The organism is Amycolatopsis thailandensis (assembly GCF_042723255.1).
In the GTDB taxonomy this organism is placed as follows: domain Bacteria; phylum Actinomycetota; class Actinomycetes; order Mycobacteriales; family Pseudonocardiaceae; genus Amycolatopsis; species Amycolatopsis thailandensis.
Genome location: NZ_JBHXJK010000008.1, coordinates 48,897 through 74,678, shown reverse-complemented (window position 1 = coordinate 74,678; position 25,782 = coordinate 48,897). Strand labels below are relative to the sequence as shown.

Below are 25,782 nucleotides of genomic sequence, written 5' to 3'. Positions count from 1 at the left end.
AATGACCGCCGCGAACGCCCGGCTGCTCACGACCCTGCTTTCCCTCGCCGCGGACACCGGTTCGCTGTCCGACGAACTGCACTTCGCCGGCCGGGACGCCGCCGAGAGCGTTCCGCTCGACCACGGCGCCGCGAACGTCCTCCGCGCGCTCGTGCTGCCGAAGGCGGCGCGGGTCCTGGAGGTCGGTGCCGGTTTCGGCGGGCTGACGCGGTATCTGGGCGAGGTCTCGGCGACGGTGCACGCCGTCGAGGCCGATCCGGTCCGCGCCGCGGCGGTGCGGTTCCGCACTCGCGACCTAGGCACCGTGACAGTGCACGACAGGCTGGTCGTCGAGACCTACGACCTCGCCGTGGTCCAGCAGCCGTACGCGACGCGGAACCTGCTGGAATGGATTCGCGAGCGGCTGTCGCCGACGGGTGCCCTCGTGGTGCTGACGGCCTCGCGCGGTGTCGCCGGGACGCTCGCGGCGGCGGGTCTCGAAGTGCGGCGTGAGCTGCTCTGCTCCCCTGGTCACGAGGTCGCCCGCGCGGTGCGCGGCCCGGAGATCGACACCGAACTGCCCCGGCTGTCCGCCGCGATCGCCGACGGTCCCGCGAACGGCCTCGCCCTGCTCTGCGGCCCCGGCGCCGCCGCGCTCTGGCCCGCGTACCGGCTCGCGACCTACTTCAACACCGCCGAGCGCGCCGCGTTCGCCTGCACGCGGGCCGACGTCGTCCGCACCGGGGAGGGCGCCGAAGTCCGCCGCGTGCCGCTGGTCCCCTCTCAGCCGGTGGGCGGGATCTCGGTCGGGCCGTGCGCGGACAAGGTGTACGACGCCCCGACGATGGTCGAGGTGCTGCTCGACGAGCCGGAGCGGGTCGCGGAACTGCTCGCCGGATGGCGGGATCTCGTCCGCGCCGAGGCTTCACGCGGGGTCGAGGCGCTGTGGGATCTGGTGCCGCACAACGTTCTCGTCGACGGCGCGACGCTGCGTCCGATCGATCTCGAGTGGCGGAACGCGGGCGCCGGGGTGTCCGAAGTGGTCGAGCGCGGAGTGCTCGTGCTGGCCGACAAACTCGCCGACGCGGGCTGGTCCGCGGCGGCGGACGGCGGTTCGACGCGGGACCTGGCGGGCTGGCTCGGCGTGCTGATCGGACTCCATCCATCCTTTGTGGACAGTGCTTTGGAGCGCGAGGTCGCCTTCTCGGCGATCGGCTCCAGCGGCACCGTCCACGGCACGCACGAGGTGCGGAAGGCCATCGCCGAAATCTGGCGAACGCGCCTGGAGAGAACCGTCCACGGGTACCGTTCAACGAGGGTCGGCGCCGGTGTGGCGGCGAACGAAGACGAGGTAGCGAAGCGATGACGAGCCTGCATACCGCCGGCATCCTGACCCCGGACCGGCCGGTCGGGCACCTGTTCGAGCTCCGGGGCTGGACGACCGGGATCAGCCGGATCGGCGAGATGTCCGTGACCATCGCGGACGTCGAGGCCAACCTGTTCCCCGAGCCGTGCCCTGGCGCGCCCGAAGGCACCTTCGGCTGGCGTGCGGTCCCGGCCACCTGGGTTCCCGCGGGCACTCAGGACATCGTCGTCACCGGTCCGGACGAGCGCGTGCTGAACCAGGCGACCGTCCACGTCGGAACGCTGCCGGGCGACGAACTGCTGTGGCTGGGCGAACTCGAAGCGCCGAAGCAGGGCAAGGTCACCGAAGGCCACGTCGTCTACGTGACGGGGTGGGCGATGTTGCAGGGCCGCGCGCCGAGCCTGATCGAGGTCATGGTCGAGGGCGGCGGCACGGTCAGCGCGCGCACCCGCCTGCCGCGCAAGGACGTCCCCAAGGAGTTCCCCGGCTTCGACGACGCCGCCGTGAGCGGTTTCGAGGCCTGGGTGCCTGTCGACCTCCCGTACGGCGAAGAGCGGACGTTGTCGCTTCGCGTCCGGTACCGCACCGAAGGCGTCGGCGAGGTCGTGTCGGCGAAGCGCACTTTCACCCTTCGCAATCCCGTCGCGGACCTGGACGACGCCGAACTCGCCGACGAGCTGGCCGGTGACACCGCCCGCGCGATGGCGCGCGTGAACATCCCGACCGATCCGAAGCACGTCCTGGTGTTCACGCACAGCCTCGGCGTCGGCGGCGGGCAGCTGTGGCTGCAGGAACTGCTGAGCCGGATGGTGACCGACCACGGCTGGCAGGTCAGCCTGGTCAGCGAAACCGACGGGCCGCTGCGCGCGGACTGTCACGAGCTCGGCATCCCCGTGCACGTCACGACGCATTACCGGAACCAGACGGTGCCTGCCTACGAAGGCCACGTCGCCGAGCTGGCGCGCTTCGCGAAGTGCTCCGGAGCGGGCGTCGCGCTCGTCAACACCCTCGGCGGCTTCGTCGGCGCGGATGCGGCGAAGCGGGCCGGGATGCCGACGGCGTGGGTCATCCACGAGAGCTTCTCGCTGCCCGCGTTCGCCTACCAGAACTGGGGCCCGGTGAAGCCGCCCGCCGCGGTGTGGAAGCGCTGGGAGAGCACGCTCGGCGAGGTCGACAAGCTGCTGTTCGTGGCGGACGCGACGCGCGAGATGTTCCTCCCGTACAGCAAGCCCGAGCGCTGCCGGACGGTCCGCTACGGCACGCCGATGCACAAGTTCGGCGGCCGGACCCGGTCGGAGACGCGGCGCCAGGCGCGGAACATGCTCGGCTACACGCCGGACGACATCGTGCTGGTCAACATCGGCATCGCCGAATCCCGCAAGGGACAGGCGCCGCTGATCTCGGCGATGGAGCGGATCCACAAGATCCACCCCGAGGCGAAGCTTTCGATCGTCGGCCTGCACCCGTCGCCGTACGGGCTGGCGATGGAGGAATCCGTCGAGCGCGCCGGACTGGAGAAGTCGGTCAGCCTGGTGCCGATCCAGCCGGATCCGCTGCGCTGGCTCCAGGCCGCGGACATCTTCGTGAACAGCTCCGACATCGAGTCGCTGCCGCGGTCGATCCTCGAAGCCGTCTGCTGTGGCATCCCCGTCGCGGCGACCGACGTGTTCGGCGCGCGGGAGATGATCGTCGACGGCGAGACGGGCTGGCTGTTCGAGACCAACGACGTCGACGCGCTGACAGCGGCGCTGCTGCGCGCGCTGGGCACGTCGGCCACGCGCCGCCGTGAGATGGCGAAGGCCGCGCACGAGAAGCTGCTGCCGTGGCTCGACCCGGCGGGCTACGCGCGCGAGTACTCCGAAATCCTGACCGAACTGAGTGGGGGCGTTCATGTCTGACACCGACATTCCCGGCCGTGTCCAGGCCGAGCTGACCCGGCTCCGGGCCGAGCGGCAGGTTTTCACCGCCGAGCAGGACCGGCTGAAGGCCAAGCTGGCCGACACCGAGCACGAGCTGCGCGAGGCCACCGCCGCCGCGCCGGACGAAGGCGAGTCCGCCGCTGTGAACCAGAAGCTCGCTTCGCAGCAGGAAGAGCTCGACGTCGCGAAGGCGCGTCTGCAGGCGCTGGAGGCCGAAGTCCTGCTCGCCCACCAGCAGCGTGACTCGCTGCGCGCGGAGCTGAAGACCTGCCGCGAGGAGCGGGACAAGCTGCGGCTCGCGCTGCTCGACGCCGAACTCGTGGTGTCGGCGGGCGTCGTCGACGCGGACGTCCTGCCCGGTGGTGAGCCGTCGGCCGACCGGCAGCGGCTGCTCAACGCCGAACGGCTGGCCGCCGAGATGGCCAGGGAACTCGACGCCACCCGCCGCACCGTCAGCTGGCGGGTCACCGCGCCGCTGCGGGTCGTGCGGAAGAAGATGGACCGGCCGTGACCGAACTCTGCTTCGTCTCGGCCGAGGGCGGTTCCGCCTTCATGGAGGAGCTCCTGGAGGTGGTCGCCGACTCCGTGCGCACGGCGGGCGGCAAGGCCAGGACCGCGATCGGCAAGTACCCCGAGGCCGGGAACGACACGGTGTACGTCGTCGTCCCCCACGAATACTTCGTCACCGCCCCGGACGCCGAGTTCCCGACCGCCGAACAGTGCCGCCGCACCATCGGGTTCTGTGTGGAGCACCCCGGGACGGCGACCTTCGAGCGCAACGCCGAACTGCTCTCCATCCTGGGCGGCGCCGTCGACATCAACACCGATTCGACCGCCGAACTGCGGCGGCGCGGGATCGGCGTCGAGCATTTCCAGCTCGGCTACAGCCCGCTGTGGGACCTGTGGGGCGGCGACCTCGACAGTCCGCGCGACATCGACGTCACCTACCTCGGCACGGCCGAGCGACGGCGTTCGGTGCTGCTCGGTTCGTACGCGCGGGAGCTCGCCGGGCTGCGGACGCGGCTGCTGACCCCGCCGCACGAACCGATGACCGCCGCCCGCGTCGATTTCCTGCCGGGCAAGGCGAAGTTCGAGCATCTCGCGCGGTCGCGGTTCCTGCTGAACCTGCACCGCGAGCAGAAACAGACCCTGGAGTGGGTGCGCACGCTCGAAGCGATGACCAACGGCTGCGTGGTGGTCAGCGAGACGTCCGTCGACGTCGAACCGCTGGTCCCCGGCGAGCACCTGGTGCTCGCGCGGCCGGAGGCGCTGGGTTCGGTCGCCGCGGCGCTGGCCGACGAGCCCGAACGCGAACGGCACCTGCGTTCGGCCGCCTACGGTTTCGTGAAGTCGCTGGACATGACGGCGTCCGCGCGGCGACTGATCGACCTGGCGGCTTCGCTGGGTTCGACGCCGGCCGCGGACATCGCCCCGGCGCGGGCGCTGGCGACCAGCCTGCGCAACCCCGAGAACGCGCTGGCCGTCGACACCCCGTCGTTCGACGCGCGGTTCGCGGGCGACCGGTCCGCCGGTGGCCCGGCTTCGGCACGTGGGACGGCGTTGTCGGCGCGGATCGCGCAGCGCGCGGCAGGCGCGCGACGGGTCGCGACGCGACGCTGGGAGCCCGCGGCGGCTTCGTCGGCCGGTACCGCCGACGTCGACGTGCTGATCGTGCGCCGGCCCGGCGAGGTCGACCCGGACGAGCTCGCGAACGACCTGCTCACCGGCGGCGTGACCCCGCGGAAGGTGCTCGTCGGCGAGGACGGCGTGCACCCGTGGCCGCGTCCGCGTCCGTACGACGTGCTGCTGCACGACACCCCGCTCGGCCGCGGACTCACCCGGAACTCGCTGCTGGAGCGTTCGACGGCGCCGTGGCTGCTGGTGCTCGACGGCGGGATGCGCGCTTCGGAGTTCCTGCTGGAACGTCTGCTGGCGGCTTCCGAGGGCGTCGACGTCGTGCACTGCCCGGTCGCGGACCCGGTGGACGGCCTGGTCGGCGCGCTGCCGCCGGAGGAGCGGCGCCTGCGGAAGCTGCCGTACCTGGGCAGCGGCTATCTGGTGCGGCGATCGCTGGTCGACGAATTCGGCGGCTGGAACTCCGAGGTGCTGTTCGAAGGCCTGGAGGATCACCTGTTCTGGCGGCGGGTGGCTTCGGCCGCGCGGCCGACGACGCTGGTGCAGCAGGTGCTGTTGCGGCGGCTGCGGCCGGATCCGGACTCGCGGCCGATGGATCTCGACCCGCATCGGGTTTGGGCGGCTGTCGGTAGCGCGCTGTAGGTCACCTCAAGCGCAATGAAAGGTCCTTTCCTTGCGAAATTTGCAAGGAAAGGACCTTTCATTGCACGGGGAGTGGGCGTGGCGTTAGTCCGAAAGTGTGAGTTGGGCCGTGTCGGTGAACGACCTCCCCGCTGATGCGCCTTAGGGGCAGAGCATCGAAACGTTGTCGGACGAGGAGGAACAGCCATGGCCTGGGAAATCGCCCTGGTCGCCGTGCTGGCCGTCGTATTCGTCATACGGCTCGCGCTTCAGCTGAAGCGCGGCTGACCCCGTTTTGCGCACCCCGCGGCGCAGTGAATGAGGAGAACGGGGCTTTCATAGCGGTTTTCGCGGTGAAAGCCCCGTTCACCCCATCGCGATCCGCCGCCCTATCCGCATCTGCGGAATCCGCCGCGGCCTGGCCGCGGGGGCGGGGGAAAGCGGAGGGCCGTCCTCGCGCAGGCGTTTCTTCACGTGGATCGTCTTGTAGCCGGTGGCCAAGAACCCCTCGTTCTTCAGTTTCGCCATCACGGCGTTGACCGACGCGGCCGAAGCGCCGATCGCGGAGGCGAGATCCGCGTGGTTGAGCCCCACGTCGATGACGACGCCGCCGTCACCCGGGATCCCGTGAAGCGCCTGCAGCCTGGTCAGGTACGCGGTCAGCCTGCTCCGGACCTTGGCCGTCGCGAACCCCAGCGCGACGTTCCGCAGCCGCAGCCGGACGGCCAGGTCCACGGTGATCAAGGCCATCGCCTGCTTGTCGTCGTCGAGAAAGCCGCGGAAGGCGTTCTGCGGGATCTCCAGCACACGGGCCGGTTTCGTGGCGACGTAAGAAAGCTGGCTCGACCGTCTGGCCAGGCAGTCTTCGACGCCGAGGACGTCGCCGGCGCCGAGCAGGTCCACGATCATCGGCGACGTGCCGCCCTGGGCCGCCCGCAGCGCCTTCACGAATCCGGAGCGCAGGATCAGCACCGGCGGCGCCGGATCGCCCTGGTTGAGCAAGGTCGAACCCGCCACATGGTCCACGTGCTTGCCGAGGTCGAGCAGCCGCTGCCGCTGCCGTTCGGTGACCGCCGCCAGGAAATCCCCGCCCATCAGCCGACCACCCGGAGTGGATCAGTCTTTGCCCTCAATAGTGACTCCCAGTGAGAGAAGAAAGCGCGCCGATTTCTTGCCTGGCCGGGTGAGAATCACTTCGGGTAGGTGACCTCACCACAGGCCGTTCAGCCGGAGACTAGTGCTCAGCGGCATCGCGAGAAAGCAAAGCGCTCCCCGTCTCCCCGGTCCGGGGAGGCATTCCGCGACGGAAAGTGACGACCATTCCTCGCGTCGGCCGCGAGTAAAGTCACGCACCGTAAACGGAAATCGGGGCGAAATCGCCGGGAAAACCCTGGACTCGTCAGGAAATCAGGAATTGCAGTACGTGCGTACGCTTTCGGATCGATCGCCGGGAGCCGTCGATCACTTCTTCGACTCCCTGGTGGAGACGAAGATGAGACGGCGACGGGAGCCTGACCGGAGGTCCGTCCACCCTGGTCCGGGACGTGCATCTGCACGTGCACTCCGCCTGATTAACGGAGTGTCAGCGTCGAGTCCGCTACGACGACTCCCCGTGACAGGCGGGATTTTTCCGCAATCTCAGCTTTTTGGGGGAACCTCACGGCTCGCTCAGCCGCGACGAGGGCTGACCAGGCCGGATTCGTAGGCGAGCACCACCAGCTGCGCCCGGTCGCGCGCCCCGATCTTGGTCATGATGCGGCTGACGTGCGTGCGCGCGGTGGCCGTCGAGATCACCAGATGCGCCGCGATCTCGTCGTTCGACATACCGCCCGCGACCAGGCCGAGGACCTCACGTTCGCGGTCGGTGATCTCGCGGACGGCGCTCACGTCGATGCGGCGGTTCTCCGGCCGGTCGACGAACTCCGCGATCAGCCTCCGGGTCACGGTCGGCGCCAGCAGCGCCTCCCCCGCGGCGACCACCTTCAACGCCCGCAGGAGCTCCACTGGATCGGTGTCCTTCAACAGGAATCCGCTCGCGCCGGCGCGCAACGCCTCGTAGACGTACTCGTCGACGTCGAAAGTGGTCAGGACCAGGACCTTCACCCCGGCCAGCTGCGGATTCGCGGTGATCCGCCGCGTCGCCTCGAGCCCGTCGACGCCGGGCATCCGGATGTCCATCACGACGATGTCCGGTTCGTGCTCGACAGCGGCCGCGACGGCCTGCTCACCGTCGCCGGCCTCGGCACAGACCTCGAAGCCGTCTTCGGTCTCCAGCAACACACGGAAACCGGCGCGCACCAGCGCCTGGTCGTCGGCGAGAACCACCCGGATCGTCATTCTTCCCCCTTGATGGGCAGGTCCACGCGGACCTGGAAGCCGCCGTCCACCACGGACGTCGTGAACGCGCCGCCCAGCGCGGCCGCCCGTTCGGACATCCCGCGCAGGCCGTGCCCGGGCGCGGGTTCGACGGCGCCACGGCCATCGTCGCGGACGAGCAGGGTCAGCGCACCGGTTTTCCGCTCGAACGTGACGTCGACTCCGCGCGCCTGGTTCGCGTGGCGGACCACGTTCGTCAGCGATTCCTGCAGGATCCGGTACGCGGCGCCGTCGACCGGGGCGGGCAGCTCGCCCGGCTCGCCGTCGACGCGGACCTCCAGCCCGGCGGCCCGCGCGTGCTCGAACAGCTCGTCGGCCTGGGCGAGGCTCGGCGCGGGTGCCTTGTCTTCCCCGGACCGCAGCACGGCCAACGTCGCGCGAAGGTCCTTCAGCGCCGAAGCGCTCGCCTCCTTGATGTTCAGCAAAGCCTCTTTCGCCTGTTCGGGGCGCCTGTCGGCGACATGCGCGGCGACCCCGGCCTGGACGTTGATCATCGCGAGACTGTGCGCGACGACGTCGTGGACCTCGCGGGCGATGGTGAGCCGTTCCTGTTCGGCCAGCCGGTGTCGGTGCTCGTCAGCCTGCTCGCGGCGGGCTCGCGCGGCGGCCAGCCCGTTGCGCACCGCGGTCCCGATCCCGACGACCGCGATCACCCAGACCACGCCCAGCCCGGCGCGGACGTCGAAGGTGCCGAACCCGTGCCGGACGAACAGCACGATGCCGGCGGCCAGGAGCAGCGACCCGCCGGTGATGCTCGCGACGATCGGCCCGCGGATCTTCGTGAGCATGAACAGCGCGATGGTCGGCAGCACGATCGCCGGCCCGCCCGGGTTGCCCGACGCGTAGTAGCCCAAGGTCAGCGCGGACGTGAGCAGGAAGATCGGCATCGGGTACCGGTGGACCACCAGCAACGGCAGCGCGGTGGCGACCAGCCAGAGCACGCCGAAGGTGGTCAGCGGTGGGGTGTCCGGTTGCCAGCGGGAGGCGCCGCTCGTGGCACCGAGGACGAACCCCAGCGGCAGGACCACGCGCAGCACGCGGCCCACCCAGGGGCTCCACGGATACCGTTCTTTCAGCAGCACAGGACGAAAGCTACCCGGGGCGGAGGCGTACCGCGTCCGTCGGAAAGCGGCTTACCGGCTACGCCGCGTGCGGTAGCCGCCGCAGCGGATGCGTCTTTCGTTTTTTTCGATTAAGCTGGGTTGTGCACACCGAGCGCGCGAGGGAGGCGACATGACATCGACGATCGAACAGCACACCGTGCTCCCGCCCTCCGACACCGAGCCGGACGCCCGGCGAGAGCTACGGCGGCTCGACGAATTCATGGACCTCGCGGGCTCCCCCGCCCACCAGGCGAAGCTGGTCGGGCCGGACGGAAGTGCAGTCGGGCTTCCCGAGCAGGTCTACGACGTTCTTCGGGATGTCGTGAGAGCGATGTCCCGAGGCTTCGCGATCAACATCGCGCCGCTGAACGCGGTCCTGACCACCCAGCAAGCGGCCGACATGCTCAACGTCTCCCGGCCGACGCTGGTCAAACTGCTGGAATCCGGCGAAATCCCGTTCGACAAGCCAGGGCGTCACCGGCGAGTCCTCCTCAGCGAACTGCTCGAATACCGGGCCCGTTCGCGTGCGGAACGGCAAGGAATACTCGATGAGCTGACAGTCACGGCGAACCGGGATGGCAGCGATGACATCGCAGATGGGTTCATCCAGACTCGCTAGCCGTGCCTTTCCCCGCTTTCCTCGATGCTTGCGTACTCATTCCGATCCGGTTGACGGATCTGTTGCTGCGTTTGGCCGAGGCGTGACCGGCATGCGCTCGGCCTTCCCCGATGCCAGGGTCACCGGCTACGAGACGCTGGTACCAGCCATGACCAACCATCCGAAGGACAGACACGTGCTGGCCGCCGCGGCTCGCGCGCACGCCGCAGTGATCGTGACAGCCAACCTCAAGGACTTCCCCGCCTCGGCTCTCGAGCCCTACAAGATCGACGCGGTACATCCGGACGACTTTTTGCTCGACCAGCTCGAGCTGTACCCGGCGGCGACTCTTCGCTGCTTACGAGAACAGGTCAGTGCGCTCGAACGGCCACCGGAAACCTTGAGCGAGTTCCTCGAAAGATTCGAGAGAACGGTTCCCGGCTTCAGCAAAGAGTCACGCCGCTTGCTCGACGACCGGGAGCCGCCCCAGGACCGACGTCATCATCAGCACCCCGCCGATCACCTGCACGGCCAGCACCAGGGCAACATCCGCGGATCCCGCGGTGAACGCGCCGAACAGGCTCCACACTCCCGAGCCCGCCATCGCCCCGGCGCCGGTCCACACCAGGACCAGCCGCGGCCAGAACCGTCCCCGTGAAACGGTCGCCAGCGCGATCGCGGCGAGCACGCCGAGCAGTGCGATCACGACGTCTTGGCCGCGGGCCGCCAGGCCGCCGGAGCCGAAGGCCCAGATCGAGTGGCCGATCGCGGAAACGAGTGCCGCGGTGATGCCGAGTTTGCCCGCGGCGCCGAGTGTTCCCGGCCGCACGGTGCCGGTGACGACGAACCACCAGCGATCGCGCGCGTAGAGCACGAACGCGGTGAGCAGCAGGACCCCTTGCCAGGCGAAACCGCCGTAGACGACGGCCCAGACCCAGTTCTCCAGAGGCATTTCGGTCAGTCGCGTCGTCGTCAGCTCGGCCACGATCACCGGGAGGTCCAGCACGATCGGCGCGAGCAGTCCGGTGCCGATCCAGATCGGGAACAGCACGAGCGGCGCGGGGATCCGGCGACCCCAGGAGTAGGTGAACGCCAGCGCGAGCACCACCGCGACGACGTCCATCCCGCCGGTGGCGAGGTTCGCGAACAGCACTATGTCGGAGTCCATGAAGGACGGTTCGCGGAGGCCGAGGCTACCGCCCGTGACCCAGGACGCCTTGAGGGTCAGGTACGGGAGCGTCCCCAGGATCGCGGCGTAGCAGACGATCAGGCGGGCGCTGGAGATCTTGGGTGGAGCCATCGCTGCGGTCATGGATTCAGCGTCGGCGTTCGCGCGGCGGAAAGACTCCCTCGTGAGCCTGGTCCGTCTCCCCCGTCAGAAGGAGCTGGGCAGTTTCGCCGCGGTTTCCTCGTCCGCCGGGGTCAGCGTCGCGAGGGAGATCTCGGAGCGTCGTCCGAGGTACAGGTAGGAGAACTCGAACCGCAGCAGGCCGACGTCCGGGTGCAGGTACCGCTTCAGCACGATCCGCTCGGTCGAGACGTCGTGTTCCTTCCACATCCGCTCGAAGACGTCGGACTCCTGCCGCAGCCGCTTGACCAGGTTCTTCCACGCCGGTTCGGCGAGGTGTTCGGCCATCGCCGCGCGGAAGCCGGCGACCACGCGGGGAAGGTTGAGCTCCCAGTCCGGGAGCCTCCGCCGCCACTCGGGATTGGTCAGGCACTGGATCATCGTGTTGCGGTCCTCGAACGGGATCGCGTCGAGGCCGCCCATCAGCCAGTTGTAGGCCCGGTTGTAGGCGAGGATGTCGCAGCGCGCGTTGCGCACGCAGACCGGGAACGGCTCCAGTTTCGCCATCATCCGGTGGACGTTGTCGCTCAGGAGCTTGCAGTCCTTCTCCAGCGGCGGCTCGGGCGCGCCGGCGAGGGTGAACAGGTGCGTGTGCTCGTACGGGTCGAGCCGCAGCGTGCGGGAGATCGCGTCCAGCACCTGCTCGGACGCGTTGATGTCGCGGCCCTGTTCGAGCCACGTGTACCAGGTGACCCCGACCCCGGCCAGCTGCGCGACCTCCTCGCGGCGCAGCCCCGGCGTGCGGCGTCGGCCGCCGATCGGCAGGCCGACCTGGTCCGGGGTGATGCGTTCGCGGCGGCTGCGCAGGAAGGCGGCCAGTTCGTGCCGTCGCACGTCGGCCACTCGCGAATCGACGGTCATGGTCACCTCAGCAGGTTCTCAAAGCTCGAAGCCGATTACCAGGTAGTGCTGGTACCAGGATAAACACACTCCTGGTACCAGGGTGGGAATCGGTCGATCGTGGTATCCATGACTTCGACGCAAGTTCCGGCGACGCCTGTCCGCGTCGCCGCCGGACCGGCCCTGACCTCGGCGGGCCTGGTCACCGTGCTGCTGGGGGCGGCACTTCCGCTTATCGACTTCTTCATCGTCAACATCGCCTTGCCCGCGATCGGCTCCGACCTCCGCACCTCGTCGGCCACCTTGGAACTGGTGGTCGCGGCCTACGGGATCGCCTACGCCGTGCTGCTCGTCGTCGGCGGGCGGCTCGGCGACGCCTTCGGCCGCCGCAAGCTGTTCTTGATCGGTCTGGCCTCGTTCACCTTCACCTCCCTGCTCTGCGGGATCGCGCCGACGGCGTTGACGCTGGTGCTGGCGCGGGCCGCGCAGGGGGCGGCCGCCGCGCTGATGCTGCCGCAGGTGCTGTCGATCATCCAGGCGACCACGACCGGCGAACGCCGGGGCAAGGCGCTGGGGCTCTACGGCGCGACAGCGGGGCTTTCGATGGTGCTCGGCCAGTTCCTCGGCGGGGCGCTGGTCGCAGCCGATCTGTGGGGCACGAGCTGGCGGCCGATCTTCCTGGTCAATGTCCCGGTCGGGATCGCCGGTCTGCTGGTCGCGCGGCGGCTCGTTCCGGAGAGCCGCTCGAGCAACCCTCTCGGCATCGACCGCATGGGCACGGTCCTCCTGACGATCGCCCTGGTGTCGCTGTTGCTGCCGCTGGCGGAAGGACCGGCCCTGGACTGGCCACTGTGGACGGTCGCGCTGCTCGTCGTGTTCCCGTTCGCCGCGGCGGGCTTCGTCCACGTCGAACGCCGGATGGAGCGGCTGGGTGGTGTTCCGCTGCTGCCGCCGTCGGTGATGCGGATGCCGAGTGTGCGGCAAGGGTTGATGGTCGGGTTGCCGTTCTTCGTCGGCTTCAGCGCGTTCATGTTCGTCTTCGCGGTGACGCTGCAGGACGGCCTGCACCTCGGCCCGCTGGATTCGGGACTGGTGACGGCGCCGCTTTCGCTCGCGTTCTTCGCGATGTGCCTGGTCAGCAGCCGTCTGGTGACGCGGTTCGGGCAGCGGGTGGTGGCCGCCGGTCTTTCGATCCAGCTGCTCGGGCTGCTGGTGCTGATCGGCACCGTGCTGCTGGAGTGGCCGGATCTCGGCGTGCTCGATTTCGCGCCGGGGATGCTGTTGTGCGGTCTCGGTCAGGGGCTCGCGATGACGACGGTGTTCCGGATCGTGCTGTCGAAGGTGCCGCCGGAGATCGCCGGGGTCGGCAGCGGGATGCTGACGACGTCGCAGCAGGCCGCGATGGCGCTGGGAGTGGCGACATTGGGGACCTTGTTCGCGTCCGTCGGGGCGGGCCCGCTCGGGATGCAGGGCGCGTTCGTGCTGGTCATCGGGATTCAGGCGGTGCTGACGGTCGGCGTGATCACGGTGGCGCGGCGGCTGCCGGATCCGCGGATCTGAGAAAGTTCGCTTTCACCCGTCGGAGTTGTGGCTCCCCGAGCGACGATGGGGTTGTGACGGAACCACGGGTGCATCGGGACCCGGCCTTCGCGCTGCTTTCGCTGTACGAGACGGCGTTGCCGGAGGTCTACGGGTACCTGCTGTCCCGGTGCGGTGATCGCACCCTCTCCGAGGAGCTGACGTCGGAGACGTTCCTCGGCGCGGTGAGGGCCTGTCGCAAGGAGTTCGCACCTCCGGTGAGCACCGGGTGGCTGATCGGCGTCGCCCGGCACAAGCTCGCCGATCACTGGCGGCGCAAGGAACGCGAGGAACGCGGGCTGCGGCTCGTCCACGAGGAGGAGTACACCGATCCGTGGGACGAGCGGCTGGACGCTCTCCTGGCGCGCGAGGTGCTCGCGTCGCTGGGGGCGCATCATCAAGCCGCGTTGACGCTTCGTTACGTCGACGGCCTCCCGGTACCGGAGGTCGCCGCTCATCTCGACCGCACGGTGCACGCCACGGAGGCGTTGCTCGTGCGGGCCCGTGCCGCGTTCCGGCGTGCTTATCAGGAGAAGGAGGGTCGCGATGTCTGATCCCTTCGACGCGCTTCGCGCGCCCTCGCCGGCCGTGGACCCCGACCCGCTCTTCGCCGCCGAACTGCGCGACAACCTGCGTCGCGCCGTCTTGAACGGAGCCTCCGCTATGCCATCGACTGCCGAAGTGCGTTCTTTGACGCCTTATCTCGTGGTGACCGACGCGCGCGCCGCGCTCGACTTCTACGTCGAGGTGTTCGGGGCGCGGCGGCGGTCCGATCCGATCGTGATGGAGGACGGCCGGGTCGGGCACGCGGAATTGGCCATCGGGGACAGCGTGCTGATGCTGGCGGAAGAGTTCCCGGAGCTGGGCAATGTCGTGGCGCCCGCCGGCGGTCCGCTGATCCGGATCGAGGTCGCGGACGCGCACGATTCGGCATCGCGGGCCGTGGAGCTGGGCGGGGAATTGGAGCGTCCCGTCTCGGACACGGGGTATGGACTGAGCGGAGCGATCAAGGACCCGTACGGGCAGAGGTGGCTCGTCGCGCAGGCGGCGCCTCGCTCCGCTCCGGAAGCAACGCCTGTCCGGCACGGCGAAGCGGGCTACTTCACCTTCCAGGTCCCGGACGACGCGCGCGCGAAGGCGTTCTACGGCGCCGTTCTGGGCTGGCAGTTCTCGCCTGGGCGGGTCGAAGGTGGTTGGGGCGTCGAGGGTTCCGGCCTGCAGGGGGGTCTTTGGGGTGGCCCGGGGCGGCAAGTGGGCTGGAAGCTCATGTACGCCGTCGACGACCTCGCCGCCGCCCTCGACCGCGTCCGCGCGCAGGGCGGCCAAGCCGGCGAAACCGAACAGCAGCCCTACGGCCTGAGCGCCGACTGCGTGGACGACCAGGGCATCGAATTCTGGCTCTGGGAACAGCCGCGCTCTTGAGTCACTGCTCTTGAGTCACTAACCCCACCCCCCACCCGTCCCAGGGGGGCGACCCCGAAGCCAGTCTATCGCCGATGAGGGGTCGGGTGGGGAGCTGACGTGAGTTGTCCACAGACGGGGGTCATTGTGGACAACCGGGCACGGGGTGGGAGGACGCCGTGCGCCGTGAAGGCCTCCTTCCCTACCTTGAAGGTAGGGAAGGAGGCCTTCACGGACAGTCGAGCGGAACAAAGTCAGCGGCCGACGGCGTAGCCCTGCATTCCTCGCGCGTTGGCGCCGGCCCGAAGCACGCCACCGGAACGCGAAACGGCCGAAAGCCGCCCCAGCGCCCAAGGTCCGGCATCGACGACGTCGTGCCCGCGCGCGGCGAGAGCGTCCATTGTGGACTGACCGAGCCGCGATTCGACCACCAGTTCCCGCGGCGTCCACGAGCGCGGATAGAACGAACTCGGGAACGCGGTGGTGTGCCACGCGGGCGAGTCGATCGACTCCTGCAGGTTCAGCCCGCCGAGCGTGTGCGCCAGCCAGAAACACAGCTGCCACTGGTCCTGCTGGTCGCCGCCGGGGGTCCCGAACGCCAGCACCGGCTCGCCGTCGCGCAAGCCCATCGACGGCGAAAGCGTGATCCGCGGCCGCTTCCGCGGCGCCAGCGAGTTCGGCAAGCCCTGTTCCAGCCAGAACATCTGCCCGCGCGAGTCGAGACAGAAACCGAGCTCCGGAATCGTCGGACTCGACTGCAACCAGCCACCCGACGGCGTCACCGAGATCATGTTCCCGGCCGCGTCGACGACGTCGATGTGCACGGTGTCGCCCCGGGTCTCGCCCAGCGGCCCGACCGTCGGCTCCCCCGTCGCGCCGGAACCGGATTCGAGTCCGCGCAGCTTTTCGAGAATCGCGGGCAGCCGCGGTGAAGGACCACCGGGCCGGAGCTCCGCCGAGGCCTCGTCGGTGATCAAGGCACGCCGGGTTTCCGCGTATTCGCGGGAGATCAGCAACTCGATCGGCACGTCGGGAGAGTCCCCGTACCAAGCCTCGCGGTCCGCGAACGCCAGCTTCGCCGCCTCGACGGCCAAGTGCACGGTGCGCTCCGTCGGGATTCCGTCCACATAGGACAATTCGTCGCGCAGGCCGTCCAGCAGTCGCGCCTGCTGGAGCAACGCGGGCCCCTGCGTCCAGGCGCCCATCTTCACCAGGCCCCAGTCGCCGAAGTCGACTTGCAGCGCGTCCTCGTACGTCGCTTCCCAGCCCGCGATGTCCTCGCCGGTGAGGAGACCGGCGTGGTCGCGGCCGGAGTCGTCGCGGAAAGCCTTGCGGCTGAACGCTTCGATCGCTTCGGCGACGAAACCCTGCGACCACGCGCGACGTCCGGCGTCGATCTGCGCCTCACGTCCGCCGACCGACTCGGCCTCGGCGACCAGCCGCTCCCATGTGTCCGCGAGCGCCGGATTCCGGTGCAGGCCCTCGGCGGGCTTGCCGTCCGGCAGCCAGAGCGCCGCCGACGTCGGCCAGTGCTCGGCGAAGAGGTCCCGGACCGCGCGGATCGTGTCACCGACCCGGCTGACCAGCGGAATCCCGTTGCGCGCGTAGGAAATCGCGTAACCGAGGACGTCGCGCAACGACTTCGTGCCGTGATCCCGCAGGAGCAGCAGCCAGCCGTCCCAAGCGCCCGGGACGGTCGCGGGGAGCAAGCCGCTGCCGGGGATCAGATCGAGCCCGAGGTCCGCGAAGTGCTCGGGCGTCGCCGCCGACGGTGAGACTCCCTGACCCGCGAGGACTCGCGGGGTTCGGTCTCTGGCGGTGACGAAGATGCCGGGGACCTGCCCCGCCGGGCCGCACAGGTGTGGCTCGGCGATCTGCAGGACGAACCCGGCCGCTACCGCCGCGTCGAAGGCGTTGCCGCCGTCTTCCAGCACCGCCATGCCGGTGGCCGAAGCCAGCCAGTGCGTCGATGCCACCATGCCGTGGGTGCCGGCCAGTTCCGGCCTGGTCGTGAACACCCGGCCGATACTACGCTTTGCTAAGTACTTTTTCAGTCCCAGTCGAGGCGGAACGTATGACCGACGGCAGTTCTTACGGGAGTCATCCGGAATATCTTCCGGACTTCATGAACGACCCCCGTGACGACGACGGCCGGCAAGTGACGAAGCTGGACTTCGCCGAGAACCGCGCGCTGGCGGCAGCGACACTGAGCAGATTCCCGGCCGCTACCGGCGACGTGATCGACTTCGGGTCCACCCCGTTCGAAGACCGCCTCTGGTGGGACGATGAGGAGCACTGGACCAGGATGGCGGCGGAGCTGTTCTCCTCGTACGCGGAGCGGGATGAGCGGATCGCCGTCATCTGGGGCAACTATCTGATGCCGACCGTGACCATGCCCGTGGATGTCGCGGTGCGGCACGCGCGGGACATCCTGGACGCCGGGCCACACTTCTGGATCCACCCGCTTGGCGGTTCGGTGCTCATCGAATGCCTGATGGATGGGCAAGTGACGGTCGTGACGATTCCGTCAGGCTGAGTACCTTTTCAGTCCCAGCAGCTGAAGAGAACCTTGCCGAGACAGTCGGGCTTCCAGTACTGGGCGTCGTAGTGGTTCCTCCAGCGCGGCGCCGTGAGGTCGATCGGCGCTTCGAGCTCGGCACGGGAGTACAACCGGTGCCCGGGAAGAAGCTCTCCCAAAACGGCCAGCAACCCCGGCTCGTCGACGAAGGTGATCGTTCCGAAGGTGATGAACGCGTCGGCGATGCCGAGGATCTCCTGGGTTCCGCCCTCGTCCCCGTCCTGCGTCCACAGCACCGCGACGGTTCGATGTTCGAACGCGATCTCGCCGGTTTCGAAGTTCCGTGCCACCTCGGAGGGCACGAACCGGGTGACCTGGCCGCGTGTTCGCCGAGCCGCCTCATAGCAGGCCCGGCGAAACTCCTTCTGGTCCGTCACCCACCGAAACTATCCCCGCGCGGCGACCGGAGCGTCATAGTTTTCCAGCGTCGCCGCGTTCGCCGCACGCGAGGTGATCCACGTGAACACCTTGGTCATGGGCTTCGAACCCAGCACCCGGTACATGAAGTTCCGGTAGCCCATCACGAACCGCGACGTCGGGATGAGGAACGTGCCGATCCCGGCCGCCTGCTTCTGCGAGATCTTCACCGGTCCGCGCAGTTTCTCCTCGTACCGCGCGAAAGCGACCTCGTGATCACCGCGCGCGGCGGCGAGTTCCCCGGCCAGCGTGTACGCGCCCATCATCGCGAGCCCGGTGCCCGAGCCGCCCGGACCGGCACACCAAGCCGCGTCACCGAGCAGCACGACACGGCCCTTCGACCACTTGTCGAGATGGATCTGGCTCAGCGAGTCGAAGTACAGCGCGTCGACGTCGCCGAGGCCCTCCAACAGCGCCGGAACTTCCCAGCCGAAGTCGGCGAACCGCGCGGCGACCAGGCGTTTCTGGCCTTCGACATCGCGCCGGTGCACGTCCACCGTGCCGGACGTGAAGAGAAAACTGACGTTGAGAGCCGCACCGTCGCGTCCGCTGGCGGCCATCACGGTCCGGCCGGGAACGCTGCAGATCAAGCCGAGGTGATCGAGGCCGAGGTGGTTCGGCACGATGAAGCCCGCCGTCTGGAAACCAAGGTCGGTCCGGAACTGTTCTTCGTCGCCGAATGTCAGCCGCCGGACGCCCGAGTGCAGCCCGTCCGCGCCGACGACCAGGTCGAACTTGCGTGACGTGCCATGGGCGAAGCTGACGTCGACGCCGTCCGGAACCTCGTCCAGCGCGGTGATCCAGTCGCCGAAGACGTATTCGACGTCGTTCTTCGTGTGGTCGTACAGGATGCGCGTGAGGTCCCCGCGCTCGATCTCGACTTCGCCGCTGAAGAAGACCGACGGCATCTGAGCGACCTTCTTGCCGTTCGGATCGACGATGACCTGCGCTCCCATCGCGGTTTCCTTCGCGCGGATGTCTTCGAGGATCCCCATGCGCTTCAGCAGGGTCATCTGCTCGCCGCGGAAGTCGACCGCGCTGCCGCCTTCGCGCAGTGCCGGGGCGCGCTCCACGACTGTCGGCGCGAAGCCGCGCTCGCGAAGCCAGAAGGCGAGGGCCGGGCCCGCGATGCCGGCGCCGGAGATCAGAACGGTGGTCGTCATGGCTGCTCCCAGGGGTTCGTGGTGTCGAGAACGACCGTACGGCAGATTTGCACGCTTGGTCAAGCCGCTTGGTTAAACCATTTGGATAAACCGCGTGGCCTACGATCCCGGGCATGGGTAATCGCGAGGACCTGATGGCGGGTGCCATCCAGTGCTTGAAGGAAAAAGGCTGGTCACGTACGACGGTGCGCGACATCGCGACGGCGGCCGGGGTCAGCCACGCGGCGATCGGCTACCACTTCGGATCGCGCGAAGCCCTGTTGCTGACGGCGTTCTCCCAGGCGATGGACGACTGGGGCAAAGAGATCCAGCTGGAGATGCGGAGCGCTGTCGACCCGGCGGCGACGGCGGCCGAGCAGTACGTCGCGTCCTGGCGCGCGATGATCGACTCCTACGGCCGCAACCGGCAGCTGTGGATCGCCTCGATCGAGGCGTTCACCCAGTCCGAACATCACCCTGAGCTGCGGAAGCAGCTCGCCGCGGCGCAGCGCGAGGGACGGCGCGGGATGGCGGCGGGCATCCTGGGGATCGACGAGGACACACTCACCGAGGCCGACGAGCGCCGGATCGGCGCGGTGGCGACGGCGCTCAACTCGGGCGTGATGCTGCAGCACATGCTCGACCCGGAGAACGCTCCGACGGCCGAGGAGGTCGTGGACGGGCTGATGGCGCTCGTCTCCCGCGTGTCATGAGGGGTCCCCTTAAGACGGATTTCGTCCTAAGGGGACCCCTCATGACACCCGCGGGAGGCAGGTGGGTCAGGAGACGGCGACCTTCCGCCGCAGCGCCGCCCGCGGCCGCCCGACGCCCTGCCACGACAGGCCGGCGTCCAGGATCCGTTGCGGCTCCAGGAGATTGCGGGTGTCGACGACCGAGTCGCCGTCCATCTGCTCGGCCATATAGGTCCAGTCGAGCCGTTTGAACTCGTCCCATTCCGTCAGCACGACGACGGCGTCGGCCGCCTTCGCGACCTGATACGGGTCGTCGACCACGGTCATCCCGGCGATCTGGCCGCCGACGGCCGGGTCGTAGGCGGTCAGGTCCGCGCCGAGCGCGCCCAGCACGGAAGCGACCGCGAGGGCGGGCGAGTCGCGCAGGTCGTTCGTCCCGGCCTTGAACGCCAGCCCGAGGACGCCGATCCGCGAACCCGCGAGGGTGCCGCCGACGGCGCCGGCGATCTTCGCGACGATGCGGTCCCGCTGCGCGATGTTCTCCTCGATCGCCGAGGTGAGCAGTGTGAAGTCGTAGTTCACCGACTCGGCGACCCGGACCAGCGCGCTGGTGTCCTTCGGCAGGCACGAGCCGCCCCAGCCGGGGCCGGGTTTGAGGAACGAGCGGCCGATGCGCCGGTCGTAGCCCATGCCTTCGGTGACCAGGTCGATGTCCGCGCCGAGGCGTTCGCACAGTTCGGCGATCGAGTTCACATAGGACAGTTTCATCGCGAGGAAGCAGTTCGCCGCGTACTTCACCAGTTCCGCGCTGGCCGCGTCGGCGACGACGACCGGGGCGGCGAGGTCGGCGTAGAGGTCGCCGACCCAGCGGGCGGCCGCGACGTCGTCCGAACCGACGACGATCCGGTCCGGGCCGAGGAAGTCCTCCACCGCGGTGCCCTCGCGCAGGAACTCCGGATTCGACACGACCGGCACGTCCGTGCGGCCGAGCATCGCCTGGATCCGCTTCGACGTGCCCACCGGAACGGTCGATTTGGTGATCAGCGCGCACCCCGCGGGGATGACGTCGCCGATCTCGTTGGTCACGGCCTCGACGGCCCGCAGATCCGCCGAGCCGCCCGCGCCCATCGGCGTCGGCACGCAGAGGAAGACGGCCTCCGCGTCCCGGACGGCGTCGCGCGCGCCCACCACGAAATTGAGTCTTCCGCTGGTCAGCCCCCTCGACACCAGCTCGGACAATCCCGGCTCCAGGATGTCCACGCGTCCGGCGGAGAGCCTTGCGACCTTCGCCTGGTCGACATCGACGCAAGTGACTCGATGCCCCAGGCCGGCCAGGCAGGCCCCCGTGGTCAATCCGACGTAACCGGTCCCCACCACCACGATCCGAGCAGCGCTCATGCTGCTGAAGGTGACAGCCGGAGTTGACCTCCGAGCGAACGGAATGCTTCAGGCCCGAATACTCCTCACGACATGCCGCCCACCGACGTGAGACAACACACGCGCTACCCCGATGCGAACGAGCGTTAACCTAGACGCGGTTGTCGACGAAAGGGAGAACATGCAGATCACCGATACCGCGGCGCTCGTCACGGGCGGCGCGTCCGGGCTCGGCGGCGCCACCGCGAAGGCGCTCGCGGCGAAGGGCGCGCGGGTCTTCGCGCTGGACCTCGCCGGTGCCATCGCCAACGCCGAGCAGATCGACGGCATCACCTACGTCGAGGCCGACGTGACCGACCCGGAGCAGGTGCGCGCCGCCGTCGCGACCGCCGCCGAATCCGGGGTGCCGCTGCGGACCGTGGTGAACTGCGCCGGGATCGGGCCGTCCGCCCGGATCCTTTCGAAGAAGGGCCCGCACGACCTCGCCCTGTACGCGAAGGTCGTGCAGATCAACCTGATCGGCTCGTTCAACGTGCTGACGCTGGCCTCCGAAGCCATCGCGAAGACGGAACCGCTGGCCGACAACGCGCGCGGCGTCATCATCAACACCGCGTCGGTCGCGGCCTTCGACGGCCAGATCGGGCAAGTGGCGTACTCGTCGTCCAAGGGCGGCATCGTCGGGATGACCCTGCCCGCCGCGCGCGACCTCGCGTCGCACGGGATCCGGGTGCTGACCATCGCGCCGGGCATCGTCGACACCCCGATGCTGGCGACCGTGAGCGACGAGTTCCGCGCTTCGCTGGCCGAAGGCGTCCCGTTCCCGAAGCGGCTCGCGCGGCCGGACGAGTACGCGCAGCTCGCGCTGTCGCTGATCGACCACGACTACCTGAACGGCGAGGTCATCCGGATGGACGGCTCGCTGCGCATGGCTCCTCGCTGAGCCTCCCCCGCGTGCTATGAACGGGCCGTTCCTTGCGAAATTTGCAAGGAACGGCCCGTTCATAGCGTTTACGGACGGGTGAGGCGGACGTCCAGACCGATGCCCACGGTGGTGACCTCACAGGTCCGGAACGCGGTTTCGGCGACCAGTCCGCTGAAGTCGACAGGCGTGTAAGCACGCCGCCGGAGCCCGCCGAGCGCCTGCCGCACGCCGAGCCCCGCCAGCTTCCCGACCTTCATGCTCTCGACCTCACGCGCGATCTCGACGTCGGTCGCGTCGCGGTTCATGTCCTGCACCACGGCCGTGCCGCCCGGGCGCAGCACGCGGTACATCTCGTCGAGCGCTTTCACCGGCCACACGAAGTTCTTGAACGCGGCCTGGCAGACGACGAGGTCGAAGGACTCGTCGTCGAACGGCATCGCCGCGACATCGCCCTCGCGAAACGATGCCTCGACGCCTTGAGTTCGCGCGTACTCGCTCGCGATCTCGACGAACGTCGGCGCGACGTCGAGGCCGGTGACGGAGAACCCGAGCCTCGCCAGTTCGACGGCGAAGTAGCCGGGGCCGAAGGCGACCTCGAGGATCTTCGCGCCTTCCGGCAGGTCCGCGGTGAGTTCGCGGGCCTGCTTCCGCCAATTTTCGATCTGCGGTTCGGTGCCGCGCTGCCGGGCGTAGTTCCGTGCCAGCGCTCCGCCCATCTCCGGGAGGAGCTTGAACCGTTTTCTGTCCTTGATGTTCGACATGGTCTCTCCAGGTTTGTTTCCCGGAGCCCGGTTATCCTCAAGGTGCCGTCTCGTGGCCGGGTTCCGGTTGCGGGATCGTCGCCCCGGTGAGGTGCTGCAACACCTCGCCGGGGCTCTTTCGACTAGCCGGTGTGCCCCCTTTCGGTCACCATGGCCCGCCACTCGGCGAGACCGGGCATCGAGCCGGAAGTCAGTTCGCCGAGGATCGAGCGGACCCAGTCGGCCTCCGCCACGCGGATCGCCAGGTGGTACTCGACTTCGAGCAGCACCAGCCGCGGAATCTCTTCGAGAAGCCGCGCCAGTTCCGCCCGCGTGGAGACGATGTCCTCGTCCAACGCCGCCAGCCGGGTACGGAACAGGGCGATCACCTCGTCCGGTCCGAGCCACGCCATCACCGACAGCCCGGCGACGAACTTCGGTTCCTCCGCGGCGAGGCCGGCGAGCAGTTCACGCAGCCAGTCGAGCAGTTCGTCACGGCCCTCGCCGGTGATCCGGTACACCGTGCGCTCGGGGCGCGCGCCGTCGCGACCGCTCTCGGCGGCCTCGATGAAGCCGTGTTTCCGCAGGTTGCCGACGACCGTGTAGAATGAGCCCCATTTGATCCCCATGTCGCGGTCCTTGCCGCGGCTCTTCAGGATCGAGGCCATTTCGTACGGATGCATCGGGCGCTCGTTCAGCGTGGACAGGATCGCCAACGCCAGCAGATTCCCGACCCTGCGCCGCTTCACCCTGCCTCCTCGTAGACGAGTACTCGTCTACGAGTATCCGCAGCCGCGCGAGGAAGCGCAAGTCTCTTGGCGACCGAGAGGTCAGAGGTCGTTCAGGTACGGCACGGACGTCTGCGCGTGGTCGGTCATCCAGTTCCGCAGCGCGTGCGTCGCCAGGACGTCGTCCTCGTTGTAGCGCAGCAGGCGTTCCCGCTGGACGTCGTCCGGGATCCCGCCGTCCATGCCGACCGCGTCGCGGTACCAGCGCATCGACGCCTCGCCGCCCGCTTCCGGGTCACGCCAGGCGAAACCGGCGACCGGGGCGATCACCTTGAGCCCCTTGCCTTGCGAGCACAGGAACTGGTCGGTGACGCTGCGGAAGAGATCCACCCATTCTTCGGAGTCCACAAAGGACGCGATCTCGGCCTTGGCGGGAATGCCGGGGTACTCGCCGAACCGGCCTGCCGAACCGAAGAGCCAGCGGTTCTCGGCGAGGGCGTTGTAGCAGTAGGCGCGGAAGGTCAGGCCCGCGGCGAGCGTGCGTTCGCGGACTTCGGAGAACCAAGCCCAGAACTCCGCGAACGACCGGGCCTCGTCGGCGGTCGGCAACGGCTCCCACGTCGCGAAGGCCCGGTAGCCCTGCTCCATCCCGATGTCGGCGCCGGTCAGCAGCGAACCCCACAGATACGCGCCGGAATCACCGAAGCTCTCCATGTCGACGTCGACCTCGACGTCGCCGCGCGAGACCTCGACGCGGTCGACCTTGCGCACCATCGTGAGATCGGCGAGCCAGGCGCGCGCGAGGATGATCGAATCGGCGAAGGTACCGCCGGTCCAGTTCATCGGCGGGGGTTCGTCGGCGGGATCGAGCGCGGCCAGCTTGTCCACTGTGGACACCCCGGCGCGGCGGAGCTCCATCGCGTCCTCGCCGCGCACGACCAGGCTGACGTCGCGGGTCTCGGTGAGCACGACCTCGCACGTCGGCCACCAGGGGCAGCGACGGCATTCGAGGACACGGGAAGGCTCGGCGAGCGCCTCTTCCCCTTCGGCGGCCGCGCTCGCGATGGCGAGCCTGTCGGCGAAGCGGCTCTGGTACTCCGTCAGCGCGCTTTTCCCGCCCGGCCAGGTGCCCGCGGACAGGTCGTGCCAGACGACGACGTCCGCGTCGAGGCCGATGACGCCGCCGATGGCGCGGTGCCCCTCGTGCTTTCCGAGCGCTTCGAGCATCCGGTAGAGGTGCGCGAGCCGCATCTGGTCCCGCGGCTGCGAACGGACCTTCCGTGCCGCGTCCGGCAGCCGGTGGGCCGGGTCGAGATCGGTCATCACCGTGGTCGGCGCGCCCGAACCGCGATCGGTGATGCGGTGCCGCACGACCAGCACCGGCACGTAGCCGGAGCCGGTGTTGACCAGGAGTTCGGAACCACCACGCCGGTGACCGGCGCGATCCACCGGCAGCAGCCCGCCCCAGATGTAGCGCGCTTCGGCGGCGAAGGCCTCTTCGGTGAGCTGCACGCGCTCGGCGGCCGGGAGGTCGCGGGAGATCTTGACCCAGCCCGCGTCGGGGCCCGTCGCGTCCATGAGCCGCCGCACGATCGCGTCGCGATGCGCTGACGCGTCGGCGATCCGCTGCTGCGCGGCGGGGTCGGGCGGGGCGAGCGGGACCTCGCGCATCGCCGGGTCGTGTTCCAGGTGCACGCGACGCCGACAGCGGCTCACCGCTCCCGCGTCCAGTAGCACCTCGTTACTCACGGACAACACTCTAGAAGGCCACCGGCAAGCCGACATGCCCGCCACTTCGGGGACCAGTAAGTTCGTCAGTGACACAGCGTGGGAGGTGCCATGGCGCGCAAGGCCAAAGCCATCGAGGGCGAAGGCAGGATCACCCCGAAGAAGGCGAAGAACGCCGTCGCGGTGGCCAAAGTACTCGGGCCGGCCGTACTGCCGGTGATCGCGCCGTACGCCGTTCGAGCGGCGGGTGCCGCGCGAGAGCTATACGACCGTTATCAGGCGAAGAAGCTCGGCGTGGCCGTCGACCAGCTCGGCGAGTTCAGCGGACGCGGTGCCGCGCTGCACGCGCGGATCGCGGGGCTGACGCAGGGGCTCGCGGAACTGAAGAGGTCCGCGAAGGCGACGGACGCCGACGCGGCCTTCGCGAAGGACACTCAGGGGACGCTGGAGCAGCTCTCGGCGACCGTCCGCGCTTCGGAGCGGATGCCCGCCGCGCGGCGGAAGGCGGCGCACCGGGCCGTGGCCGGGGAGCTGGACCAGCTGGAGGGGAAGCTGCTGCACCGGCTGGGGATCTGACTCACCTCTGCCTCGCCGGATGTCATGAGGGGTGGCCCAGGGAAGAAATTATTGTGAATGGGGGCCCACCAAGAACAACCGGGGGGGGAGGGGTTGAACACAGAGGCGGAAAGCAAAC

At 69.0% G+C, this 25,782-nt stretch carries 24 protein-coding genes; 12 read left to right on the top strand and 12 right to left on the bottom strand.

The window, feature by feature from the left end; genetic code table 11:
* The first annotated feature begins 1 nt into the window (after position 1).
* Genes ACFWMR_RS05285 through ACFWMR_RS05270 form a run of 4 tightly spaced genes read left to right on the top strand, consistent with a single transcriptional unit; the run spans position 2 to position 5,541 of the window.
* Positions 2-1,345, top strand: a complete 1,344-nt coding sequence (locus tag ACFWMR_RS05285; RefSeq protein ID WP_378377193.1) for a methyltransferase — start codon at positions 2-4, stop codon at positions 1,343-1,345.
* Positions 1,342-3,243, top strand: a complete 1,902-nt coding sequence (locus ACFWMR_RS05280; RefSeq protein ID WP_378377191.1) for a glycosyltransferase family 4 protein — start codon at positions 1,342-1,344, stop codon at positions 3,241-3,243. The genes ACFWMR_RS05285 and ACFWMR_RS05280 overlap by 4 nt, the downstream gene beginning before the upstream one ends.
* Positions 3,236-3,775, top strand: a complete 540-nt coding sequence (locus tag ACFWMR_RS05275) for a hypothetical protein (protein ID WP_244199515.1) — start codon at positions 3,236-3,238, stop codon at positions 3,773-3,775. Before ACFWMR_RS05280 ends, ACFWMR_RS05275 begins: the two co-directional genes overlap by 8 nt.
* Positions 3,772-5,541, top strand: coding sequence for a glycosyltransferase family protein (locus ACFWMR_RS05270; protein ID WP_378377189.1), 1,770 nt, complete (start codon positions 3,772-3,774; stop codon positions 5,539-5,541). The genes ACFWMR_RS05275 and ACFWMR_RS05270 overlap by 4 nt, the downstream gene beginning before the upstream one ends.
* 345 nt (positions 5,542-5,886) lie before the next feature.
* On the opposite strand, the gene ACFWMR_RS05265 is transcribed toward ACFWMR_RS05270, so the two are convergent.
* The 3 genes from ACFWMR_RS05265 to ACFWMR_RS05255 form a co-directional block, all read right to left on the bottom strand.
* Positions 5,887-6,615, bottom strand: coding sequence for a Crp/Fnr family transcriptional regulator (locus ACFWMR_RS05265; protein ID WP_093934582.1), 729 nt, complete (start codon positions 6,613-6,615; stop codon positions 5,887-5,889).
* Between the two features lie 573 nt (positions 6,616-7,188).
* A complete protein-coding gene (locus ACFWMR_RS05260) occupies positions 7,189-7,857 on the bottom strand; it encodes a response regulator (protein WP_378377187.1) in 669 nt (222 codons plus the stop codon).
* On the bottom strand, positions 7,854-8,978 hold the full coding sequence (locus ACFWMR_RS05255; protein ID WP_378377185.1) for a sensor histidine kinase: 1,125 nt from the start codon (positions 8,976-8,978) through the stop codon (positions 7,854-7,856). The genes ACFWMR_RS05260 and ACFWMR_RS05255 overlap by 4 nt, the downstream gene beginning before the upstream one ends.
* Before the next feature lie 151 nt (positions 8,979-9,129).
* Between ACFWMR_RS05255 and ACFWMR_RS05250 the strand changes: the two genes are divergently transcribed.
* Positions 9,130-9,618: a helix-turn-helix domain-containing protein gene (locus ACFWMR_RS05250; protein ID WP_378377183.1), complete on the top strand. Its 489-nt coding sequence runs from the start codon at positions 9,130-9,132 to the stop codon at positions 9,616-9,618.
* Positions 9,619-10,051: 433 nt separating this feature from the next.
* On the opposite strand, the gene ACFWMR_RS05245 is transcribed toward ACFWMR_RS05250, so the two are convergent.
* Positions 10,052-10,909 (bottom strand): hypothetical protein, encoded by an 858-nt coding sequence (locus tag ACFWMR_RS05245; protein WP_378377181.1) that lies wholly within the window; start codon positions 10,907-10,909, stop codon positions 10,052-10,054.
* A 63-nt stretch (positions 10,910-10,972) separates the two neighbouring features.
* Complete coding sequence (locus ACFWMR_RS05240; RefSeq protein WP_378377179.1) at positions 10,973-11,806, bottom strand: helix-turn-helix transcriptional regulator; 834 nt, start codon at positions 11,804-11,806, stop codon at positions 10,973-10,975.
* A gap of 108 nt (positions 11,807-11,914) precedes the next feature.
* Between ACFWMR_RS05240 and ACFWMR_RS05235 the strand changes: the two genes are divergently transcribed.
* From ACFWMR_RS05235 to ACFWMR_RS05225, 3 genes are read left to right on the top strand one after another with little or no spacing between them, the layout of a single operon-like run.
* Entirely contained in the window at positions 11,915-13,345 is a 1,431-nt protein-coding gene (locus tag ACFWMR_RS05235; protein WP_378377177.1) for an MFS transporter, read from the top strand.
* 53 nt (positions 13,346-13,398) lie between these two features.
* Positions 13,399-13,917 carry an RNA polymerase sigma factor gene (locus ACFWMR_RS05230; protein ID WP_378377175.1) on the top strand — a complete coding sequence of 173 codons (519 nt, stop codon included), beginning with the start codon at positions 13,399-13,401 and terminating at the stop codon, positions 13,915-13,917.
* Positions 13,910-14,785 (top strand): VOC family protein, encoded by an 876-nt coding sequence (locus ACFWMR_RS05225; protein ID WP_378377173.1) that lies wholly within the window; start codon positions 13,910-13,912, stop codon positions 14,783-14,785. Before ACFWMR_RS05230 ends, ACFWMR_RS05225 begins: the two co-directional genes overlap by 8 nt.
* Before the next feature lie 233 nt (positions 14,786-15,018).
* Here ACFWMR_RS05225 and ACFWMR_RS05220 read toward each other — a convergent pair whose 3' ends face one another.
* Complete coding sequence (locus ACFWMR_RS05220) at positions 15,019-16,782, bottom strand: gamma-glutamyltransferase family protein (protein ID WP_378377171.1); 1,764 nt, start codon at positions 16,780-16,782, stop codon at positions 15,019-15,021.
* A gap of 56 nt (positions 16,783-16,838) precedes the next feature.
* On the opposite strand from ACFWMR_RS05220, the gene ACFWMR_RS05215 reads away from it, so the two are divergent.
* Positions 16,839-17,300 carry a hypothetical protein gene (locus ACFWMR_RS05215; RefSeq protein WP_093934587.1) on the top strand — a complete coding sequence of 154 codons (462 nt, stop codon included), beginning with the start codon at positions 16,839-16,841 and terminating at the stop codon, positions 17,298-17,300.
* 8 nt (positions 17,301-17,308) lie between these two features.
* On the opposite strand, the gene ACFWMR_RS05210 is transcribed toward ACFWMR_RS05215, so the two are convergent.
* Together ACFWMR_RS05210 and ACFWMR_RS05205 are read right to left on the bottom strand one after the other, a co-directional pair.
* A complete protein-coding gene (locus ACFWMR_RS05210; protein ID WP_378377169.1) occupies positions 17,309-17,719 on the bottom strand; it encodes a hypothetical protein in 411 nt (136 codons plus the stop codon).
* 9 nt (positions 17,720-17,728) lie between these two features.
* The gene (locus ACFWMR_RS05205) at positions 17,729-18,922 is read right to left on the bottom strand and encodes an FAD-dependent monooxygenase (protein WP_378377167.1); all 1,194 of its coding nucleotides are present in this window, start codon (positions 18,920-18,922) and stop codon (positions 17,729-17,731) included.
* A 113-nt stretch (positions 18,923-19,035) separates the two neighbouring features.
* Here ACFWMR_RS05205 and ACFWMR_RS05200 point away from each other — a divergent pair, with 113 nt between their 5' ends.
* Positions 19,036-19,614 carry a TetR/AcrR family transcriptional regulator gene (locus ACFWMR_RS05200; RefSeq protein ID WP_093934590.1) on the top strand — a complete coding sequence of 193 codons (579 nt, stop codon included), beginning with the start codon at positions 19,036-19,038 and terminating at the stop codon, positions 19,612-19,614.
* Positions 19,615-19,680: 66 nt separating this feature from the next.
* Here ACFWMR_RS05200 and ACFWMR_RS05195 read toward each other — a convergent pair whose 3' ends face one another.
* Positions 19,681-20,991 carry a UDP-glucose dehydrogenase family protein gene (locus ACFWMR_RS05195; protein WP_093934591.1) on the bottom strand — a complete coding sequence of 437 codons (1,311 nt, stop codon included), beginning with the start codon at positions 20,989-20,991 and terminating at the stop codon, positions 19,681-19,683.
* Between the two features lie 160 nt (positions 20,992-21,151).
* On the opposite strand from ACFWMR_RS05195, the gene ACFWMR_RS05190 reads away from it, so the two are divergent.
* On the top strand, positions 21,152-21,910 hold the full coding sequence (locus tag ACFWMR_RS05190; RefSeq protein WP_378377165.1) for an SDR family NAD(P)-dependent oxidoreductase: 759 nt from the start codon (positions 21,152-21,154) through the stop codon (positions 21,908-21,910).
* A 68-nt stretch (positions 21,911-21,978) separates the two neighbouring features.
* Here the strand turns inward: ACFWMR_RS05190 and ACFWMR_RS05185 are convergent, their stop codons facing one another.
* From ACFWMR_RS05185 to ACFWMR_RS05175, 3 genes are all read right to left on the bottom strand, one after another.
* Positions 21,979-22,653, bottom strand: a complete 675-nt coding sequence (locus tag ACFWMR_RS05185; protein WP_378377163.1) for a class I SAM-dependent methyltransferase — start codon at positions 22,651-22,653, stop codon at positions 21,979-21,981.
* 122 nt (positions 22,654-22,775) lie between these two features.
* Entirely contained in the window at positions 22,776-23,381 is a 606-nt protein-coding gene (locus ACFWMR_RS05180) for a PadR family transcriptional regulator (protein WP_378377161.1), read from the bottom strand.
* 81 nt (positions 23,382-23,462) lie between these two features.
* Positions 23,463-25,145, bottom strand: coding sequence for a TM0106 family RecB-like putative nuclease (locus ACFWMR_RS05175; RefSeq protein ID WP_378377245.1), 1,683 nt, complete (start codon positions 25,143-25,145; stop codon positions 23,463-23,465).
* A 54-nt stretch (positions 25,146-25,199) separates the two neighbouring features.
* Here ACFWMR_RS05175 and ACFWMR_RS05170 point away from each other — a divergent pair, with 54 nt between their 5' ends.
* On the top strand, positions 25,200-25,664 hold the full coding sequence (locus ACFWMR_RS05170; protein WP_020632747.1) for a DUF6474 family protein: 465 nt from the start codon (positions 25,200-25,202) through the stop codon (positions 25,662-25,664).
* Positions 25,665-25,782: the final 118 nt, after the last annotated feature.